This window comes from Thermoanaerobacter uzonensis DSM 18761, assembly GCF_900129115.1.
Classification (GTDB): Bacteria; Bacillota; Thermoanaerobacteria; order Thermoanaerobacterales; family Thermoanaerobacteraceae; genus Thermoanaerobacter; species Thermoanaerobacter uzonensis.
The window spans coordinates 69,551-87,650 of record NZ_FQUR01000010.1; the positions used below are offsets into that span (position 1 = coordinate 69,551).

An 18,100-nucleotide genomic window follows, 5' to 3' on the forward strand; every position below is an offset into this window, starting at 1 on the left:
ATGGACAATGAAATTTTGAAACTTGAAGCGGCTGAAGAATTAGGACTTCTTGAAAAGGTAAAAAAAGTTGGATGGTCTAAGTTGTCTGCCCAAGAAACGGGGAAGATAGGCTCTATAGTTAAGAAAAAGATGAAAATGCAACAGGAGGTAGGAAAAAAAGAAAAGTTGTGATATACTCTATTTGAGGTGAATTGCCATGGGGGATATAAATTTGTTTGAAGAGGCTGCTCGCCTCATTAAGCAGTCAAGAAAAACTATTGTATTGACAGGAGCAGGTATATCAACGGAAAGTGGTATACCTGATTTTAGAAGCCCAGGAACGGGTTTGTGGGAGAACTTAGATCCAATGGAGGTTTTGTCAACGAGGGTATTGTACAATTTTCCGGAGGAATTTTATAAAGTTGGCTTCAAGATTTTGTCTTCAATGAGAAATGCTGAACCTAATGAAGCTCATTACATATTAAGCGAAATGGAGAAAGAAGGTATAATTTTTGGAGTAATTACACAAAATATAGACAATCTTCATCAAAAAGCTGGTTCTAAAAATGTATTCGAAGTTCACGGCAATACGAGAGAAGGAAGTTGTTTACATTGTGGTAAAAAAGTCTCTTTTGAAGTTTTAGAGGAAAAAGTAAATAAAAAACAAATTCCTCCTCGTTGCGATGATTGTAATGGCATATTGCGCCCAGATGTTGTGCTTTTTGGAGACCCTATGCCTTATGCATTTGATTTGGCCATAAAAGAAGTAAAGTCCAGCGATTTGTTAATAGTCATAGGTTCTTCTTTGGCAGTTTCGCCAGTGAACTTTTTGCCAGATATAGTAAGACATTTAATAATTATAAATGCGACAGAGACTCCTTATGACTATAAAGCTGATGTAGTTATACGGGAAAAAGCAAGTTATGCGCTTAGAAATATATGGGATATTATAAAATTTCAATAAAAAATTTGACAATTTGATATATAAGTGCTATGATAGAGAAGTAAATTATTTATCAAGTTTGGAGGAAGATATAAATGGTAAGAGGTAAAGTAAAATGGTTTAATGCCGAGAAAGGCTATGGCTTTATTGAAAGGGAGGATGGCACAGACGTATTTGTCCATTACTCAGCAATTGAAGGTGATGGTTTTAAGACATTAGAGGAAGGGCAAAAAGTTGAGTTCGAGGTAGTTGAAGCCGCAAAAGGACCACAAGCTTCTAAGGTAAGAAAGGTAAACTGACGCGAAATCAAACCCTAACATTAAATATGTTAGGGTTTTTTGATATAGGAGGTATTTACTATGAATGATTACATTGTAAGAGCTACAGCTTACAATAATAAAATATTAGCTATTGCAGCCTTTTCAACACAAACTGTGCAGAAAGCTAAAGAAATTCACGATCTCACACCTACCACTTGTGCAGCTTTAGGAAGAACTTTGACAGCTGTTGCTATGATGCGAGTTATGATGAAGGGAGAAAAAGATAAGGTTACCTTAGTTATAAAAGGTGATGGACCGATAGGGAATATTATTGCAGTGTCAAATTATCCGGGAATTGCTAAAGGGTATGTAGGAAATCCTAAAGTGGACTTACCACTGTCTGAAAAAGGAAAATTAGATGTAGGCAAAGCTGTTGGTAAAAATGGATATGCGACTGTTATAAAAGATATAGGTTTAAAGGAACCTTACATTGGAACTGTAGAGCTTCAAACTGGGGAAATTGGGGAAGATATAGCCTATTATTTTTATGCCTCTGAGCAGGTACCTTCTGCTGTTGGGGTAGGAGTGTTAGTGGGAAAAGAAGGAAATGTTTTAGCTTCTGGAGGCTTTATTATACAGTTATTGCCTAATGTTGAAAAAGAAGTTGTAGCAAAGCTAGAGGAAGTACTCAGGAATATTTCTTCAGTTACAGAATTATTAAGGAATGGATATCTGCCAGAAGATATATTGAACCATATATTAGGGGAGATGGGACTTAATATTTTAGAAAGAGTTGATTTAAAATATGAATGTGATTGTTCACAAGAAAGATTTGAAACTGCTATAATTGCTCTTGGAAAAGAGGAGATAGAAAAACTTATTTCAGAAGGACAATCTGTTGAAGCTGTATGCCATTTTTGTGGTAAAAAGTATTTGATAGAGGAAAGTAGGCTTAAAGAATTGCTGAGAATTGCAGAGGGATAAAGCAAATTTAAGAGAATCATTGATATTTTTTATTTTTAATTAGACATAAAGGCGAAAAAATCCTCAAAATAGTGTTGACTAATAGCAGTTTTTTATGTATACTATTACTTGCACGGCAGTAGAATGGTCGTATAGCTCAGCTGGGAGAGCACCTGCCTTACAAGCAGGGGGTCATAGGTTCGAGTCCTATTGCGACCACCACGGCCCAATAGCTCAGTTGGTTAGAGCGCCAGCCTGTCACGCTGGAGGTCGAGGGTTCAAGTCCCTTTTGGGTCGCCAGTTATGCCTCGATAGCTCAGTTGGTAGAGCAAGGGACTGAAAATCCCTGTGTCAGTGGTTCGATTCCACTTCGAGGCACCATTATGCGGACATAGCTCAGTTGGTAGAGCATCACCTTGCCAAGGTGAGGGTCGCGAGTTCGAGTCTCGTTGTCCGCTCCAATATGGCGACATAGCCAAGTGGTAAGGCAGAGGTCTGCAAAACCTTTATTCCCCGGTTCGAATCCGGGTGTCGCCTCCATAAAAATATGAAACTTTAGTAAATAAGGTTATGAAAAAGCCCTAGAAGGGGCTTATATTTTTTAATTTTAAAATCTAATCGTTTATAGTCTTTTGGATAGGAGGGAAATTATGGAGAAAATTATCGATATAGAAAATATAGAACAAATTATAAAGGAAAATGATATGGTATTTCTTTATTTTTCTACACAAGATTGCGGAATATGTATATCATTACTTCCTAAACTTGAAGAAATGCTAGTAAACTATCCCAAAATAAAAAGTTTTCACATTCCTATTGATGAGATTCCGCTGGCTTCTGGTAAGTTTTCTGTTTTTACTGTTCCTACTGTAATAGTTTATGTGGATGGGAAAGAGGCAATAAGAGAGGCTCGTTTTATAAGTATGGACACATTGGAAGAAAAAATTTCAAAATATTACTCTCTTTTCTTTGAAGAAACTGCATAAAATTTTATGTAAAATTTTTTCATTTTTAATTTAAATTTAATTTGCTAAAGTAGTAGTTTTTTTGCCAAAATTTTTATATAATATTATGGGGTTGTTAAATGTTTTTTTGTGGAGGAAGCATTGTGAAGGGGAGAAACATTCTTATTGTCGATGATAACAAACTTACAAGGAAAATTTTGAAAGATATTTTAGAAAATGCTGGGTATGGGGTGCTAGAGGCTAAAGAGGGAGAAGAGGCTTTACAAATATACAGGAATAAACTACCTGATATGGTAATATTAGATATAATTATGCCAGGCATGAATGGCTTTGACCTTTTAAGAATTTTGAGGAAAGAAGAAGAAAATTTGATGCTTCCTATAATACTTTTGACTTCACAGGACAATTTTGAAGAAAAAATTAAAGGGTTGGAATTGGGTGCAGATGATTATTTAGTGAAACCTTTTAATGACAAAGAACTTCTGTTTAAAGTCAATAATTTGTTTCAGCGAATAGAACACAACAGAATGGCCAATCCTCTTACTGGTCTTAGAGGAAATATTGACATTAAAGAAGAAATAAAAAGGCGAATTAAAGAAAATAAGCCTTATGCCATTTTGTACATTGATTTGGACAATTTTAAGTCTTATAATGATTACTATGGTTTTCTAAGAGGAGATAACGTAATAAAACTTACAGCCAAAATTTTATCAGATGTTGTAAATCTGATTGGAAATGAAAGAGATTTTTTGGGACACATAGGTGGAGATGATTTTGTGATAATTACTACTCCTGATAAAGCTGAAGAGATGTGTAAGTATATAATTTCTCGCTTTGATGAGGAAATAAAGTATTTATATGACGATGAAGATAGAAAACGTGGTTACATAGAGACAATTGGTAGGACTGGCGAAAAGATGATGTTTCCACTGGTATCAATTTCTATTGCTATTGTCACAAATGAATTTAGAAATTTTAAAAATGATTTGGAAATAAGTGCAGTAGCTGCCGAATTGAAAAAGAAATTAAAGACAATGGATGGAAGTTGTTATTTAAAAGATAGAAGAAAAGGTTAAGGGCATACAATAGTATGCCCTCAGTTTGTTGACAAAGTAAAAAATATTCAAAGGAGATATTTTGCATCGTCGCTCCGATGTTCCAAAGCGACAAAACTAAAGCTCGACCTTCAGGTTCCGGCAGGGTACCGGGCACAATCGGCATCCATGCCTTAAGGTGCCCGCCTCCGCCATCCTTGGCTTCGGCCCTGCCTCCACCCTCGGTCTTGCTAAGTTTTGCTGCCGCTTTGTAACAAGTCACTCCTTATGCAAAATATCTCCTTTACGAAAGTTTGTCTACAGTCTGAGGGCATACAATAGTATGCCCTATCTTTGTATAAAAGAGGTGAAAAAATGCTTAATCCTTTTGTTCCCCATGGCAATTTTAGATGGATTGTAATTGATGGGAGAGAGAGGAAAATTGGAGATAGTTTGTCTAAGTTAGGGATAAAAGTCTTATATACTGAAAAATGTCCAGACTTATATGATGCTATTTCTTTTCATCCCGATATACTTTTACATCCGTTGGGAGATGGAGAAGTCATTGTAGCTCCCAATGTGACACTAGAGTTTATACACAAATTGAGATTAATAGGTTTAAAAGTAAAAATAGGGCAAACTTTTTTGAAACGTAACTATCCTTATGATATCGCATATAATGTAGCAAGATTGGGAAACACAGCTTTTCACAATTTGAAGTACACAGATCCTGTTTTAAGAGAGTCCTTAGAAAGGAAAGGTGTCAAGTTTTTAAATGTAAAGCAAGGTTATACAAAATGTAATATGGCAATCATAGATGACAATAGTTTTATAACTTCAGACAAAGGAATATTTGAGGTAGCAGTTAAGAATGGTTTTGAAGCGCTTTTGATAGAACCCGGAGGCGTTTTTTTAAAGGGTTTTGAATATGGATTTATTGGCGGTGCAATGGGACTTATAGGAGAGAAAAAATTAGCAGTAACTGGTGTATTCAATTCACATAAAAATTATGAAAAAATTATTGAATTTTTAAATAAAAAAGGAATTGAAATTATTTATCTTACTTTTAAACAAATAAAAGACATTGGTTCCATCATTCCACTGATTTAAAACAGATAAAAATGATAAAAAGACACATATACTATTAACGAAAGGAGTGAGAAAATTGCAACTATTTTCCATAGGTATTTCAAAGGATTTAAAACTAGAGGGAGAAAATTTAAAACATGGATTAAAAAACTTAGCTGAAAATGGTATAAAGATTGCTATAAATTCTAATGTGTGTGGCTCAGTTACCTATTATAGCTTAAAAGTGGAGGATAAACAAGACTTTAATAATGTTGCGAGAATAAGAAATTATATAGCGGAAGCTATTTCAGATATAATTGTTAACCAAGTTGACAAACGGATAATAAAAAAATTAATCAATAAATATTACCATTATTTTTCAGAAGATGAAAAGGAGGAAATAGAAAAAATCGCTTACAATATTTTAGAAGATGATGTGAATAAAGAGACATTTAAATTAGCAAAAAAAGAGCAAATTTTTGTATTGGTAAGAGATTTTTTAAAAGAGAGTGATTATATAGACTTAGAAGGGTTTGTGAACTTTAGACTGAGGGATTTTATTAGTGAACTTAGCGAAGTAACAGATAAGGCTGTTGATGAATTTTTAATGAAAAAAGAGTACAATGAGTTTATAGGTTTACTTAAATACTTCGTCGAATTACAGGATTCAAAAGTTGAAATATTGAATATCATTGTCGACAAAAATGGCAAATTTAAACTTTATGATGAAAATGACAAACCAATATCTAATGATTTTATTAATGAAATAGTTGCTGAATTAAAAGATGGTGTTATAAGTGATGAAGATGCTTTGATAAGCACGCTTATAACCATTGCTCCTAAAAAAATATTTTTTCATTCTATTAACAATATGAGAGATAATGAAATTCTAGAGACGGTTAAAAAAGTTTTTAATGACAAAGTAGAAATTTGCTATGGCTGTGAATTATGTTCAAAGATTAAATGTGAAAAATAGCCCAGCTTAAGGCTGGGTTTTAAAATTCGCCAAAATCTGATATTATTATATTTGTGATTTTTTAAGATTTAGAGGTGGTGGAATGCAATTTTTAACAAGGATGCTATTTTTAGCTTTTGTAGGAGCAGCTATTGGATGGTTTACGAATTTTGTGGCAGTGAAAATGCTGTTTAAACCTTTAAAACCAATAAAAATTTTAGGAATCGAGGTACAAGGTCTTATTCCTAAAAGAAAGTATGAAATTGCTAAATCAGTGGGAGAAATTGTAGAGAAAGAACTACTATCTTTTAATGAATTATGGGATAAGCTTTTAACAGAAGAAAATCGCAAGTTTCTATTATCGAATTTGGACTTAAAAGTTAAAGGAGTTACAGAAAATAAGTTTCCTTCTTTTCTTCCCAAGGCTATAAAAGAGATGATATCAAACTATATTGGTGATATTATAAATAGAGAAGTAGAAGTATTTTTGAATTTTCCTCCTAATGAAGTGGTGGAGATTATTTCAAAAAAACTTAAAATATCAGAAATTGTAGAGGAAAAGATAAAAAGCTTCAAATTAGAAAAATTGGAGGATGTGGTGATAAAAATTGCTCATAGTGAACTTTATATGATAGAGATTATGGGGGGAGTTTTAGGGTTTCTAATAGGAGTATTGCAAGCAATTGTGATACAATTTTTATAAGTTATTATTGACAAATGTCCGAGAGGAAGATATAATGATTAAAAAATTAAATATTAAAGCAATGAGGGGGAAAGTAGATATTTAAAGAACATCACAGAGATTGAATGACATAGGCTGAGATCATTCAAATGTTCTGAATATCGAAGACCACCCCGGAGCTGCGGATGATGAATCCGAACGGTTATTCCGATATAATACCAGAGTATAAAAAAGAGTGGAACCGCAGATAACCTCTGCCTCTTTACGGGGTAAGAGGTTTTTTATTTAAATAAAAAATTTTACAAAGGAGGTAATTGAATGATTATAATATTAAAGGATGGCACACAAAATGAATTTGAAAAGGGTATGACAGTTTATGAAATAGCTAAAAGTATAAGTGAAAGATTAGCAAAAGAAGCCGTTGGTGGAAAGTTTAATGGCAAAGTAGTGGAACTTAATACAAAAATTGAGGAGGACGGAAAATTAGAAATTTTGACTTTTGATGATGAAGAAGGAAAAAAGATTTATTGGCACACTTCTTCCCATATTTTAGCACAGGCTGTAAAAAGGCTTTTTAAAGATGTGAAATTGGCAATTGGTCCAGCTATAGACAATGGCTTTTACTATGACTTCGACACAGATAGGCCTTTTACTACAGAAGACTTTGAAGCTATAGAGCAGGAAATGAATAAAATTATAAAAGAAGATTATAAGTTGGAAAGGTTTGTCCTTCCAAAAGATGAAGCAATAAAATTAATGGAGGAAAAAGGTGAACCTTATAAAGTGGAGCTAATTGAAGAAATACCAGAAGGGGAGGAAATTTCTTTTTACAAGCAAGGAGAATTTACTGACCTTTGCGCAGGACCTCACCTTATGTCAACAGGCATGGTAAAAACTATTAAATTGTTGTCAGTTGCTGGAGCCTACTGGAAAGGCGACGAAAAAAATAAAATGCTTCAAAGAATATATGGAATAAGCTTTCCTAAAAAAAGCATGTTAGATGAATATTTACATATGTTAGAGGAAGCTAAAAAAAGAGACCATAGAAAATTAGGGAAAGAGTTAGATTTGTTTAGTATCCAACCTGAAGGACCAGGTTTTCCATTTTTCCATCCTAAGGGAATGATTATAAGAAACATTTTAGAAGATTTTTGGAGAAAAGAACATATAAAGCACGGTTATCAGGAAATAAAAACTCCTATAATTTTGAATGAAGAGTTATGGCGTAGGTCAGGACACTGGGACCACTATAAAGAGAATATGTATTTTACTGAAATAGATGGAGAGACTTATGCAATAAAGCCTATGAATTGCCCTGGAGCAATGCTTATTTACAAGTCTACAATGCACAGTTACAGGGATTTGCCCTTAAGACTTTGTGAATTGGGTTTAGTGCATAGGCATGAACTCTCAGGAGTTTTGCATGGGCTTATGAGAGTAAGAAGTTTTACTCAGGATGATGCTCACTTGTTTATGACTCCTGAGCAGGTTGAAGATGAAATTTTAGGGGTTATAAATTTAGTGGATTATTTCTATAAAATTTTTGGCTTTGAGTATTTTGTTGAATTGTCAACACGTCCTGAAAATTCTATGGGGTCTGATGAAGACTGGGAATTAGCTACAAATGCTTTGATTTCTGCTTTAAATCGCGTGAATTTACCATATAAAGTTAATGAGGGAGATGGTGCGTTTTACGGACCCAAAATAGATTTTCATTTAAAAGACAGCATAGGTCGTACGTGGCAATGCGGGACTATCCAATTAGATTTCCAGATGCCTGAAAGGTTTGAACTGGAGTATATAGGCCCAGATGGAGAAAAACACAGACCTATAATGTTGCACAGGGTAATTTACGGAAGTATAGAAAGATTTATTGGAATTCTTACTGAACATTTTGCAGGGGCTTTTCCTACTTGGCTGGCGCCAGTACAAGTTAAAGTTTTGCCTATATCCGATAAACACTATGCTTATGCCCAAAATGTATACGGTCGTCTGTTGGAAAATGACATAAGAGCTGAATTAGACGACAGAAATGAAAAAATAGGATACAAAATACGAGAGGCACAACTTCAAAAGATTCCTTATATGCTGATTGTAGGGGATAAAGAAGTAGAACAAGGGACAGTATCTTTAAGGTCAAGAAAAGAAGGGGATCTAGGCGCCATTTCCTTAAATGAGTTTATAGAAAAAATTCTTAAAGAAATTGCCACAAAAGCTTTATAAAATCAAAATGCTCCTTTAAAGGGGCATTTTGATTTATTGAAAGAATTTAAAAAACGTGGTAATCTAAAATTAAAATATTAATTTTGAGGGAGAGGTATGAAAAAGAAGCTAGAAGTTTACAAGCATTTGAGATATAACATAAAAATGAATATGTTAAATGGCCTTGCATGGGCTATAGGCTTTAATATGGTTAATCCTTTTATTGGAATATATGCCATAAAATTGGGGGCTAACGACTTTCAGGTATCTCTTTTAAACTCGCTTCCTGCTCTTATGGTGGTAATTGGAGTAATTCCTATAACTTATTTGATTAATAGCTTAAAGGATGTTCATAAATTTGCTTATACAGTATTGTATATTGCACGAACTTTTTATTTTTTGCTAGCTCTTGCTCCGTTTTTTAATAAAGAGCTCCAACCGTGGGTGGTAGTCGTGTTGGTGGGAGTAATGAATTTACCTTCTATGGCAGTTGGCATGTGCTGGCAGTCTTTTATGAGTGAATTAATTCCCCCAGAATATAGAAGTAAAGTTTTCGCTGACAGAAATTTTTGGACGACAATTGTGGCAACAATTACAGTTTTGATAACAGGATGGTTGCTTGATAAAATAGTTTTCCCTATTAATTATCAAGTAATATTTACTGTTGCATTTATTTTTGGATTAATAGAATCTTATTATTTTTCAAGGTTTCATGTGGTGAAGAGGGATTTGGATGAAGCTAGACCTGGAAGTTTTTATGAAGCTTTTAAAAACATGTTTGAGTCTAAGAAGTTTATATATTTTAATGTAACTTCTTTTATATATTATTTTGCATGGATAATGGCTTGGCCTATTTTTACTGTATATAAGGTGAACTTTTTGCATGCCAACAATGCATGGATGAGTATATTTACTATTGTTTCCTCTATTGGGTCTATTTTAGCTTTTTATAAATGGGCTGACCTGTCCAACAAAAAGGGAAACGGATTTGCTGTTGCATTAAGTGCATTGCTTCTAGGATTTATTCCCGTCATGTGGGCTACGGCTAAAAACCTTTATGTTGGCGCTATTTTTGACTTTTTAGGGGGTATAGCTGTAGGAGGTTATAACATGTTGCTCTTAAATTGGTTGTTAGAGCTTTTACCTCCTACTTCAGAAAAAATGAGTTACATAGCTGTGTTTACACTAATTACTCAAATTTCCGCTTTTATTGCTCCTATGTTTGGAATGTGGCTTTATACACAAATGGGTTATGTAGCTTTTATGATTTTAACAGGTATTACAAGAATAGTAGTGAGTATTTTGTACTTTTTAGTCGCTAATTATGAAGATGGGATTAAAGAAATGGAAGTAAAGCAGTGAGGAGGGAAAATATGAGATATATTACTGCAGGGGAATCCCATGGAGAAGCTTTAGTTGCTATTATTGAAGGCCTTCCATCAAATCTCTTTATTGACGTAGAATTTATAAATAATGAGCTTCAAAGAAGGCAGGGGGGTTATGGGAGAGGGGGAAGAATGGCTATTGAAAAAGATGAAGTACACATCGTAAGTGGAGTAAGACATGGCAAGACTATCGGAGCACCTCTTACATTGGAGATTATAAATAGAGATTATACAAATTGGAAAGATAAAGAAATTCCGCCTATAGCAAGACCTAGACCGGGTCATGCAGACCTTGCAGGAGCTATTAAATACAATCAAAGAGATATTAGAAATATTTTAGAGCGTTCTAGTGCCCGTGAGACCGCGGCAAGAGTGGCTATAGGGAGTGTGGCAAAATTGCTTTTAAAAGAACTAAATATTTCAATAAAAAGCAAAGTATTAGAAATAGGTGGTGTAAAAACAGAGGAAGAGTGGATTAAAGTAATTGAAGAGGCAAAGGCTAAAGGCGATACTTTAGGAGGTATAATAGAAATAGTAATTGAAGGGGTGCCTATAGGATTAGGCAGCCATACTCAATGGGACAGGAAATTAGATGCTCTGCTTTCTTATCATATAATGAGCGTTCAAGCAATTAAGGGAGTAGAATTTGGTTTAGGCTTTGAGGCAGCCAAAAGACCCGGTTCCTTAGTCCATGATGAAATTTATTATGACAAAGAAAAAGGATTTTATAGGAAGACCAACAATGCAGGAGGAATTGAAGGTGGAATTTCAAATGGAAGCCCTATAGTTATAAAAGCTGCCATGAAGCCAATTCCTACTCTTTTAAAACCCCTTACTTCTATTGACATAAATACTAAAGAGGAAGTAAAAGCTGCTTATGAGCGCTCAGATGTAACTGCAGTTGAAGCGGCTGCTTGTGTTTTAGAAGCGGTTTGTGCTTGGGTGATTGCTGAGGAAAGCCTCAAAAAGTTTGGTGGAGACTCTATAGAAGAGCTAAAAAGAAATTATATTTCTTACTTGGAGTATGTGAGAAATTTTTAGGTGTTTGGCAAACATAAAAATAAATATTGACAAAAAAATAAAATAATGATAAACTAAAAAAGCGATTAAGTAGAAGCGCCCGCTTCTCACCTTTCACTTAAGGTGCAAAGGTTTCTTCAAAAGTATTTATCTTTGTTTTATTGTAAAGAAGCGGGTATTTCTATATCCGCTTTTATTTTTTCATAATTTTTAGGAGGTGCGTATTTATTAACAAAGAGCTGCAGGTCAATGAGGAAATAAGAGACAAAGAGGTAAGGCTGATTGACCAAGACGGTAAGCAGATAGGCATAATGTCGGCAAAGGAAGCTTATAAAATTGCTCAAGAGCGCCATCTTGATTTGGTTAAGATTGCCCCTCAAGCCAATCCGCCCGTGTGCAAATTGATGGATTTTGGTAAGTATAGGTATGAACTTAGTAAAAGAGAAAAAGAGGCAAAGAAAAAGCAAAAGGTTATAAATGTAAAAGAAATAAGGATGTCCCCGACTATTGAAGACCATGACTTTGGTGTAAAGTTAAAAAGTGCTATTAAGTTTTTAAAAGAAGGCAATAAAGTAAAAGTTACTATAAGGTTTAGAGGAAGGGAAGCAGCCCACACTTCGCTGGCAGAAGACCTTTTAAATAGGTTTGCAAATGAGCTCAGCGAGTATGGCGTTATAGAAAAAGCTCCTAATATGGAGGGGCGAAATTTAATGATGGTATTAACACCAAAAAATTAGCAAAATGCAGAAGGAGGATATATATTTATGCCTAAAATGAAAACACATAGAGGAGCAGCAAAAAGGTTTAAAGTGTTAAAGTCAGGAAAAGTTAAAAGGTCGAGAGCTTATAAAAGTCACCTTTTGACACATAAAAATGCAAAAAGAAAAAGAAGATTGAGAAAAGCTACTTATTTGGTAGGTGCGGATGCTAAAAATATCAAACGCTTATTACCTTATTCATAATAGATTAGGAGGTTTTTAAAATGGCTAGAGTAAAATTTGGGAAAGCAACTAGGAGAAGACGCAAGAAAATATTAAAGCTTGCAAAAGGTTATTTTGGAGCTAAGAGCAAGCTTTTTAGAGTTGCCAATCAAGCAGTAATGAAATCTTTAATGTACGCTTATATTGGCAGAAAATTAAGGAAAAGAGATTTTAGAAAGCTTTGGATAACAAGAATAAATGCTGCTGCAAGAGCCCACGGAATTTCCTACAGCAGGTTTATAAATGGGCTTAAAAAAGCTGGAATAGAAATTAACAGGAAGATGCTTTCGGAAATGGCAATAAATGACGAAAAAGCTTTTGCAGAATTAGTAAATATAGCTAAGCAGCAGTTAAACGCATAAGGCCAGTTTGCATGGCCTTTTGCTTTAACTTTAAAAGAGTGGTGGACAATGTTAATTACGAGTGAAAACAATGACCTCATAAAAAAAATCAAAAAGCTAAAAGACAAAAAGGGCCGATATAAAGAAGGGATGTTTTTTGTAGAGGGTACTACAAATGTATTGGAGGCTTTAAAAAGTGACTTGGAAATAGAGTACATAGTTATGGGGGAAGGGGTTAAAATAGATATTCCCAAAGGGGATTTTGAAATTGTACATACTACTGAAAGAATCTTTAAGAAAATAAGTGATACAGTAACTCCACAAATGGTCATGGCGATTATAAAAATACCAAAATATGAAGAAAATACTTATATAAAAGAAAAGGGTGTATATGTTATAGCAGACAATATTCAAGACCCAGGAAATTTAGGTACTATAATACGTACAGCTGATGCATTTGGAGTTAGTGCAATTTTTACTATAAACAATTGTGTGGATGTTTTTAATCCAAAGGTTTTGAGAGCCTCTATGGGTTCTATTTTTCACATTCCTGTCATAGCTACTACTTCACAAATTTTGTTAAAACTTAAGCAAAGGGGAATAAAAGTTTTTGCAACTTATTTAAAAGCTCAAAAATTAGTTCATGAATGCAATATTTCGGATAAAGTAGCTTTTGTTTTGGGAAATGAAGCGATAGGTGTCAGTGTTGTAGACTTGGTAGATGACTTTGTGAAAATACCTATGACAGGGGAGGCAGAGTCTTTAAATGTTTCAATCGCTGCTAGTATATTTTTATACGAATCTCAAAGACAGAGGTTGATAAAAAATAATTAAGATGGTATAATCTTAAAAAAATATTGCAAAATGCTATGAAGGAGTAAAGTACATTATCGAAAATCACAGGGAGATAACACCATAGACTGAGAGTGTTATCGTTAGGTAGATAATGGAAAGTTCCCTCCGGAGCAGCGTGCTGAACTAATAGTAGGCATTGCCGGTAATACCGTTATCTAAATGAGTGAGCATTTTTTATAAAATGCTAATTTAGGTGGTACCGCGGATTCTTCGTCCTATTGACGGAGGATTTTTTATTTTGACTAATAAACCAAAAGAGGAGTTGGTTTACAGATGGAAGAATTGTTGCGCAAGCTTTATGAAGATGCACAAAAAGAAATTCTCTCAGTTGATAGTTTACAGCAAATTGAAAACTTAAGAGTTAAATACTTAGGTAAAAAAGGTGAATTGACGCAAATTTTAAGGGGAATGGGAAACTTAAAGCCTGAAGAAAGACCTGTAATTGGTCAAATTGCCAATGAAATTAGAGAGAAAATTGAGGGTTTACTCACAGAAACAAAAAATAAAATTGCCAAATTAGAAAAAGAAAAGAGGATAAAAAGTGAGTACATAGACATAACTATGCCAGGTAAACCTTATGAGTATGGCCACAAACATCCCATGACACAAGTATTGGATGAAATTAAAAAGATATTTTTAGGATTAGGCTTTTCTATTGCAGAAGGGCCAGAAATAGAGTTTACTTATTACAACTTTGAGGCATTAAATACTCCAGAGGACCATCCAGCTAGAGACTTACAGGATACCTTTTATGTGACTTCTGATATACTTTTGAGGACTCAAACATCCCCGGTACAAGTAAGGACTATGGAGAAAAATAAGCCTCCAATAAGGGTTATATCTCCTGGAAGGGTTTATAGGTCTGATGAAATAGATGCAACTCACTCCCCAGTGTTTCATCAGATGGAAGGGCTTGTAGTAGATGAAGGAATAACAATGGGAGATTTAAAAGGAGTTTTAAATATATTTGCGAAGAAATTTTTTGGGGAAGACACTCAAACCAAATTTAGACCTCATTATTTTCCATTTACAGAACCCAGTGCAGAAATGGACGTGAGTTGCTTTGCTTGTGGTGGAAAAGGTTGTAGAGTTTGCGGTTATACTGGTTGGATTGAAATTTTAGGTGCAGGCATGGTACATCCTAACGTTTTAAAGATGTCTGGAATTGACCCTGAAAAATACAGTGGATTTGCTTTTGGATTGGGAATAGATAGGATTACAATGCTGAAATACGGAATAGAAGATTTGAGGCTTCTTTTTGAAAATGATTTAAGGTTTATACAACAGTTTTAAAGGGGTGGTCGTATGTTAGTGTCACTTTCGTGGTTGAAAGAATTTGTTGACATAGATGAAGATGCGAAAGCTATTGCTGAAGGCCTTACTATGTCAGGGTCAAAGGTAGAGACTATAACAAGTTATGGGAGAGAAATTTCAAATGTGGTGGTAGGGAAAATTATTTCATTAGAAAAACACCCTAATGCTGATAAATTGTTGGTTGGTATTGTAGATGTAGGCACTGAAAAACTACAAATTGTAACCGGAGCACAAAATATTAAAGTAGGGGACTACATACCAGTGGCACTTCATGGCGCAACTCTTCCTGGAGGAGTTAAGATAAAAAGAGGCAAATTAAGAGGAATAGAATCAAATGGCATGATGTGTTCTGCTGAAGAGTTGGGACTAGATGAAAGTTTGCTGCCAGAATATCAAAGAAACGGAATTTTTATATTACCACCTTTCCCATTAGGAATGGATATAAACGAAGCTCTTCAGTTAAAAGACGATGTATTGGAATTTGAGATAACGCCCAACAGACCTGATTGTTTGTCAATGGTAGGAATAGCGAGAGAGGTAGCTGCGACTTTTAAGAAAAAATTTAAAATGCCGGTGGTAGAAGTTAATGAAAGCGAAGAACAAAATCCTGCAAAAGTGACTATTGAAGCTACGGATTTATGTTTTAGATATGTGGCAAGGGTTGTTAAGAATGTGAAGATAGGTCCTTCTCCTATGTGGATGCAGATGCGTCTTTTGAAAGCGGGAATAAGACCTATAAATAACGTGGTGGATGTTACAAACTATGTGATGTTAGAATTAGGTCAGCCTTTACACGCTTTTGACCTGGATAAAGTTGAAAGCAAGCACATAATAGTGAGAAGGGCAAGAGAAGGAGAAAAATTAGTTACATTGGATGGAAAAGAGAGAACTTTAGACAGCTCAATCTTGGTTATTGCTGATGAGAAGAAAGCTATAGGTTTGGCAGGTGTAATGGGAGGAGAAAATACGGAGATAACTTACACTACTGTAAATATTTTAATAGAAAGTGCTAATTTTAAAGGAAGCAATATAAGGCATACTTCTAAGAAATTGGGTTTAAGAAGTGAAGCTTCTTCAAGGTTTGAAAAAGGTTTAGATCCAGAGATTACAGTTTTAGCTTGTGAAAGAGCAGCACAGCTTATGGAAAAATACTGTGGCGGTACAGTTTTAAAAGGGCTTGTGGACGAGTATCCAAAGCCAATTGAAAAAACAGTTTTAACTGTAAATCCTCACAGGATCAATAGATTTTTAGGCACAGAGCTTTCGACATCTCAAATGATTGAGATATTGGAGTCTTTAGAGTTTAAAGTTGTGCAAAAAGGCGATGACCTTGAGATAACAGTTCCGCATTTTCGCAGAGATGTGACAATAGAGGCAGACATTGCAGAAGAAATAGCGAGGTTATTTGGATACAATAACATACAAGATAGCTTAATGAAAAATGCTCAAACGACATTGGGGGCAATGACAAAAGAACAGGAATTAGAGGAAAAAATAAAAGAAGTTCTATTGGCTTGTGGATTAAATGAAATTGTCACTATGTCTTTTATGGGACATAAGGATTTAGACAAAATAAACGTATCTTTAGATAGCCCTCTTAGAAAAGCAGTTAAAATTATAAATCCTTTGGGAGAAGACCAAAGCCTTATGAGAACTACTCTACTGCCTTTTATATTGAATGTAGCTTATACTAACTATAGTAGAAAAGTACAAGATTTCAAAGTTTTTGAAATATCTAAAGTCTTTATGCCAAAAGAATTACCCTTAAAAGAATTACCACAGGAAATAAAGACTATTGCAATAGGAATGTACGGGAAAGATGTGGATTTTTACTCATTAAAAGGAGTAATAGAAGCACTTTTTGAAGTAATGAGTATAAAAAAAGTAGAATATGTAAGGGCAGAAGATCCTTCCTATCATCCAGGAAGGTCTGCAAAAATTCTCCTAGGTGACGAAACAGTAGGTATATTTGGAGAGATACACCCTGATGTTTTAGAAAATTACAACATACCTGTTAGAGTCTACGGTGGAGAAATAGACTTAGATAAAGTAATACAATATGCTAATACAGAAAAGAGATACATGCCTCTTCCCAAGTATCCAGCTGTAGAAAGGGATATAGCAGTTTTAGTAGATGGAGATATTTTTGTAAAAGATGTGGAAAAAGTTATACGTGAAGCAGGAGGTAAACTTGTAGATAAAGTCGAATTGTTTGACGTCTATAAAGGTCCTAACATCCCTGAGGGCAAAAAAAGTGTTGCTTTCTCTATCTGGTATAGGTCTTATGAAAGGACTTTGACAGATGAAGAAGTAAATGTAATTCACAACAACATTGTAGAGGCTCTTGACAAAAAATTAGGAGCCAAATTAAGATAAAAAAGGCAATTTTACAGCCTTCAGCTTGTTGACAAATTATCATTTTCTGTTGGCATTTTGCATCGTTTGCTCCAGTAATATCGCAGACTAAACTAAAACTCGGTCTCAGACTCCGGCGGGGTACCGGGCACATTCGGCCTCCTTGCCTTAAGGTGCCCGCCTTCGCCATCCTTGGTTTCGGCCCCGCCTACGTCTTTCGCCCTCGCTTAAGTTTAGTTATCTGCTCTATTAAGTCGCTCACTTATGCAAAATGCCAACATCTAAAAGGTTTGTCTACAGTCTGAAGGCAATTTTACAGCCTTTTTTATCTTTTATCTTAATTAAGAAGGAAATTGCCCTTTAATGTAGAAGTAAATAAAATAACAAAAGATTAAGGGGATGTTTTTGTGGAGTTAAATAAAGTTACCGTGATAATCAATGGGAATGAATATATTTTAAAATCTGATTATCCTGAAGAGCATGTAATAAAACTTGCCAATTATGTAGACAATGTAATTAAAGAATTGCTCCAAAACTACAAAAAGTTATCACAAATGCAACTACTACTTTTGTCGTCTTTAAATATTGCAGATGAACTTTTTATTGCAAGAGAAGAAAATAATGCTATTAAAAAGGAATTGCTTTCTTTAAAAGCAGAATTAGAAGAAAAAAATCGCTATATACGACAATTGGAGGAGGAGCTTACTAAAACTAAACAACAGCTTTTAGAGACAGAGGAAGAGTTTCGACAGTTTATAGAAACTTTTGATAAAGAAAAGTAAAGGTAAGTAAAGGTGAT

General features: G+C 34.5%; 19 protein-coding genes, 5 tRNA genes and 3 other annotated features. All 24 genes read left to right on the forward strand.

Annotated features, from left to right (window positions below; all coding sequences use genetic code 11):
• The 24 genes from BUB32_RS06105 (at position 1) to zapA (ending at position 18,083) form a co-directional block, all read left to right on the forward strand.
• The gene (locus BUB32_RS06105) at positions 1-171 is read left to right on the forward strand and encodes an alpha/beta-type small acid-soluble spore protein (RefSeq protein WP_003870178.1); all 171 of its coding nucleotides are present in this window, start codon (positions 1-3) and stop codon (positions 169-171) included.
• 25 nt (positions 172-196) lie between these two features.
• A complete protein-coding gene (locus tag BUB32_RS06110) occupies positions 197-943 on the forward strand; it encodes an NAD-dependent protein deacylase (protein WP_072968353.1) in 747 nt (248 codons plus the stop codon).
• Positions 944-1,017: 74 nt separating this feature from the next.
• Entirely contained in the window at positions 1,018-1,221 is a 204-nt protein-coding gene (locus tag BUB32_RS06115; protein ID WP_003867228.1) for a cold-shock protein, read from the forward strand.
• A 60-nt stretch (positions 1,222-1,281) separates the two neighbouring features.
• Positions 1,282-2,166 (forward strand): Hsp33 family molecular chaperone HslO, encoded by an 885-nt coding sequence (gene hslO, locus BUB32_RS06120; RefSeq protein ID WP_072968354.1) that lies wholly within the window; start codon positions 1,282-1,284, stop codon positions 2,164-2,166.
• A gap of 125 nt (positions 2,167-2,291) precedes the next feature.
• Positions 2,292-2,367: transfer RNA gene (locus BUB32_RS06125), tRNA-Val, on the forward strand.
• Position 2,368: 1 nt separating this feature from the next.
• A tRNA-Asp gene (locus BUB32_RS06130) sits at positions 2,369-2,445 on the forward strand.
• Positions 2,446-2,450: 5 nt separating this feature from the next.
• Positions 2,451-2,526 (forward strand) — tRNA-Phe (locus BUB32_RS06135).
• A gap of 4 nt (positions 2,527-2,530) precedes the next feature.
• Positions 2,531-2,606, forward strand: a tRNA-Gly gene (locus BUB32_RS06140).
• A 4-nt stretch (positions 2,607-2,610) separates the two neighbouring features.
• A tRNA-Cys gene (locus BUB32_RS06145) sits at positions 2,611-2,685 on the forward strand.
• Between the two features lie 110 nt (positions 2,686-2,795).
• On the forward strand, positions 2,796-3,131 hold the full coding sequence (locus BUB32_RS06150; RefSeq protein ID WP_072968356.1) for a thioredoxin family protein: 336 nt from the start codon (positions 2,796-2,798) through the stop codon (positions 3,129-3,131).
• Positions 3,132-3,253: 122 nt separating this feature from the next.
• The gene (locus BUB32_RS06155) at positions 3,254-4,186 is read left to right on the forward strand and encodes a GGDEF domain-containing response regulator (RefSeq protein WP_084726992.1); all 933 of its coding nucleotides are present in this window, start codon (positions 3,254-3,256) and stop codon (positions 4,184-4,186) included.
• Between the two features lie 333 nt (positions 4,187-4,519).
• Positions 4,520-5,254 carry a DUF6873 family GME fold protein gene (locus BUB32_RS06160; RefSeq protein ID WP_072968360.1) on the forward strand — a complete coding sequence of 245 codons (735 nt, stop codon included), beginning with the start codon at positions 4,520-4,522 and terminating at the stop codon, positions 5,252-5,254.
• 55 nt (positions 5,255-5,309) lie between these two features.
• Positions 5,310-6,188: a putative sporulation protein YtxC gene (gene ytxC, locus BUB32_RS06165; protein ID WP_072968362.1), complete on the forward strand. Its 879-nt coding sequence runs from the start codon at positions 5,310-5,312 to the stop codon at positions 6,186-6,188.
• A gap of 82 nt (positions 6,189-6,270) precedes the next feature.
• On the forward strand, positions 6,271-6,870 hold the full coding sequence (locus tag BUB32_RS06170) for a DUF445 domain-containing protein (RefSeq protein ID WP_072968364.1): 600 nt from the start codon (positions 6,271-6,273) through the stop codon (positions 6,868-6,870).
• A gap of 52 nt (positions 6,871-6,922) precedes the next feature.
• Positions 6,923-7,114 (forward strand) — a binding site (T-box leader).
• A gap of 53 nt (positions 7,115-7,167) precedes the next feature.
• Complete coding sequence (thrS, locus tag BUB32_RS06175) at positions 7,168-9,072, forward strand: threonine--tRNA ligase (RefSeq protein WP_072968366.1); 1,905 nt, start codon at positions 7,168-7,170, stop codon at positions 9,070-9,072.
• A gap of 96 nt (positions 9,073-9,168) precedes the next feature.
• Positions 9,169-10,413 (forward strand): MFS transporter, encoded by a 1,245-nt coding sequence (locus tag BUB32_RS06180; RefSeq protein ID WP_072968368.1) that lies wholly within the window; start codon positions 9,169-9,171, stop codon positions 10,411-10,413.
• Between the two features lie 11 nt (positions 10,414-10,424).
• Positions 10,425-11,477, forward strand: a complete 1,053-nt coding sequence (locus tag BUB32_RS06185) for a chorismate synthase (protein ID WP_072968371.1) — start codon at positions 10,425-10,427, stop codon at positions 11,475-11,477.
• 61 nt (positions 11,478-11,538) lie between these two features.
• Positions 11,539-11,661, forward strand: a sequence feature (ribosomal protein L20 leader region).
• Entirely contained in the window at positions 11,642-12,193 is a 552-nt protein-coding gene (gene infC / locus BUB32_RS06190) for a translation initiation factor IF-3 (RefSeq protein WP_072968373.1), read from the forward strand. (Overlaps the previous feature by 20 nt.)
• A 27-nt stretch (positions 12,194-12,220) precedes the next feature.
• On the forward strand, positions 12,221-12,418 hold the full coding sequence (rpmI, locus tag BUB32_RS06195; RefSeq protein ID WP_004401892.1) for a 50S ribosomal protein L35: 198 nt from the start codon (positions 12,221-12,223) through the stop codon (positions 12,416-12,418).
• A 20-nt stretch (positions 12,419-12,438) separates the two neighbouring features.
• Entirely contained in the window at positions 12,439-12,798 is a 360-nt protein-coding gene (gene rplT, locus BUB32_RS06200; RefSeq protein WP_072968375.1) for a 50S ribosomal protein L20, read from the forward strand.
• 48 nt (positions 12,799-12,846) lie between these two features.
• Positions 12,847-13,611 carry a TrmH family RNA methyltransferase gene (locus BUB32_RS06205; protein WP_072968377.1) on the forward strand — a complete coding sequence of 255 codons (765 nt, stop codon included), beginning with the start codon at positions 12,847-12,849 and terminating at the stop codon, positions 13,609-13,611.
• Between the two features lie 26 nt (positions 13,612-13,637).
• Positions 13,638-13,853: a binding site (T-box leader), on the forward strand.
• A gap of 52 nt (positions 13,854-13,905) precedes the next feature.
• On the forward strand, positions 13,906-14,925 hold the full coding sequence (pheS, locus tag BUB32_RS06210) for a phenylalanine--tRNA ligase subunit alpha (protein ID WP_072968379.1): 1,020 nt from the start codon (positions 13,906-13,908) through the stop codon (positions 14,923-14,925).
• 12 nt (positions 14,926-14,937) lie between these two features.
• Positions 14,938-17,322 (forward strand): phenylalanine--tRNA ligase subunit beta, encoded by a 2,385-nt coding sequence (gene pheT, locus BUB32_RS06215; protein WP_072968381.1) that lies wholly within the window; start codon positions 14,938-14,940, stop codon positions 17,320-17,322.
• A 386-nt stretch (positions 17,323-17,708) separates the two neighbouring features.
• A complete protein-coding gene (gene zapA / locus BUB32_RS06220; protein WP_072968383.1) occupies positions 17,709-18,083 on the forward strand; it encodes a cell division protein ZapA in 375 nt (124 codons plus the stop codon).
• Positions 18,084-18,100 lie beyond the last annotated feature (17 nt).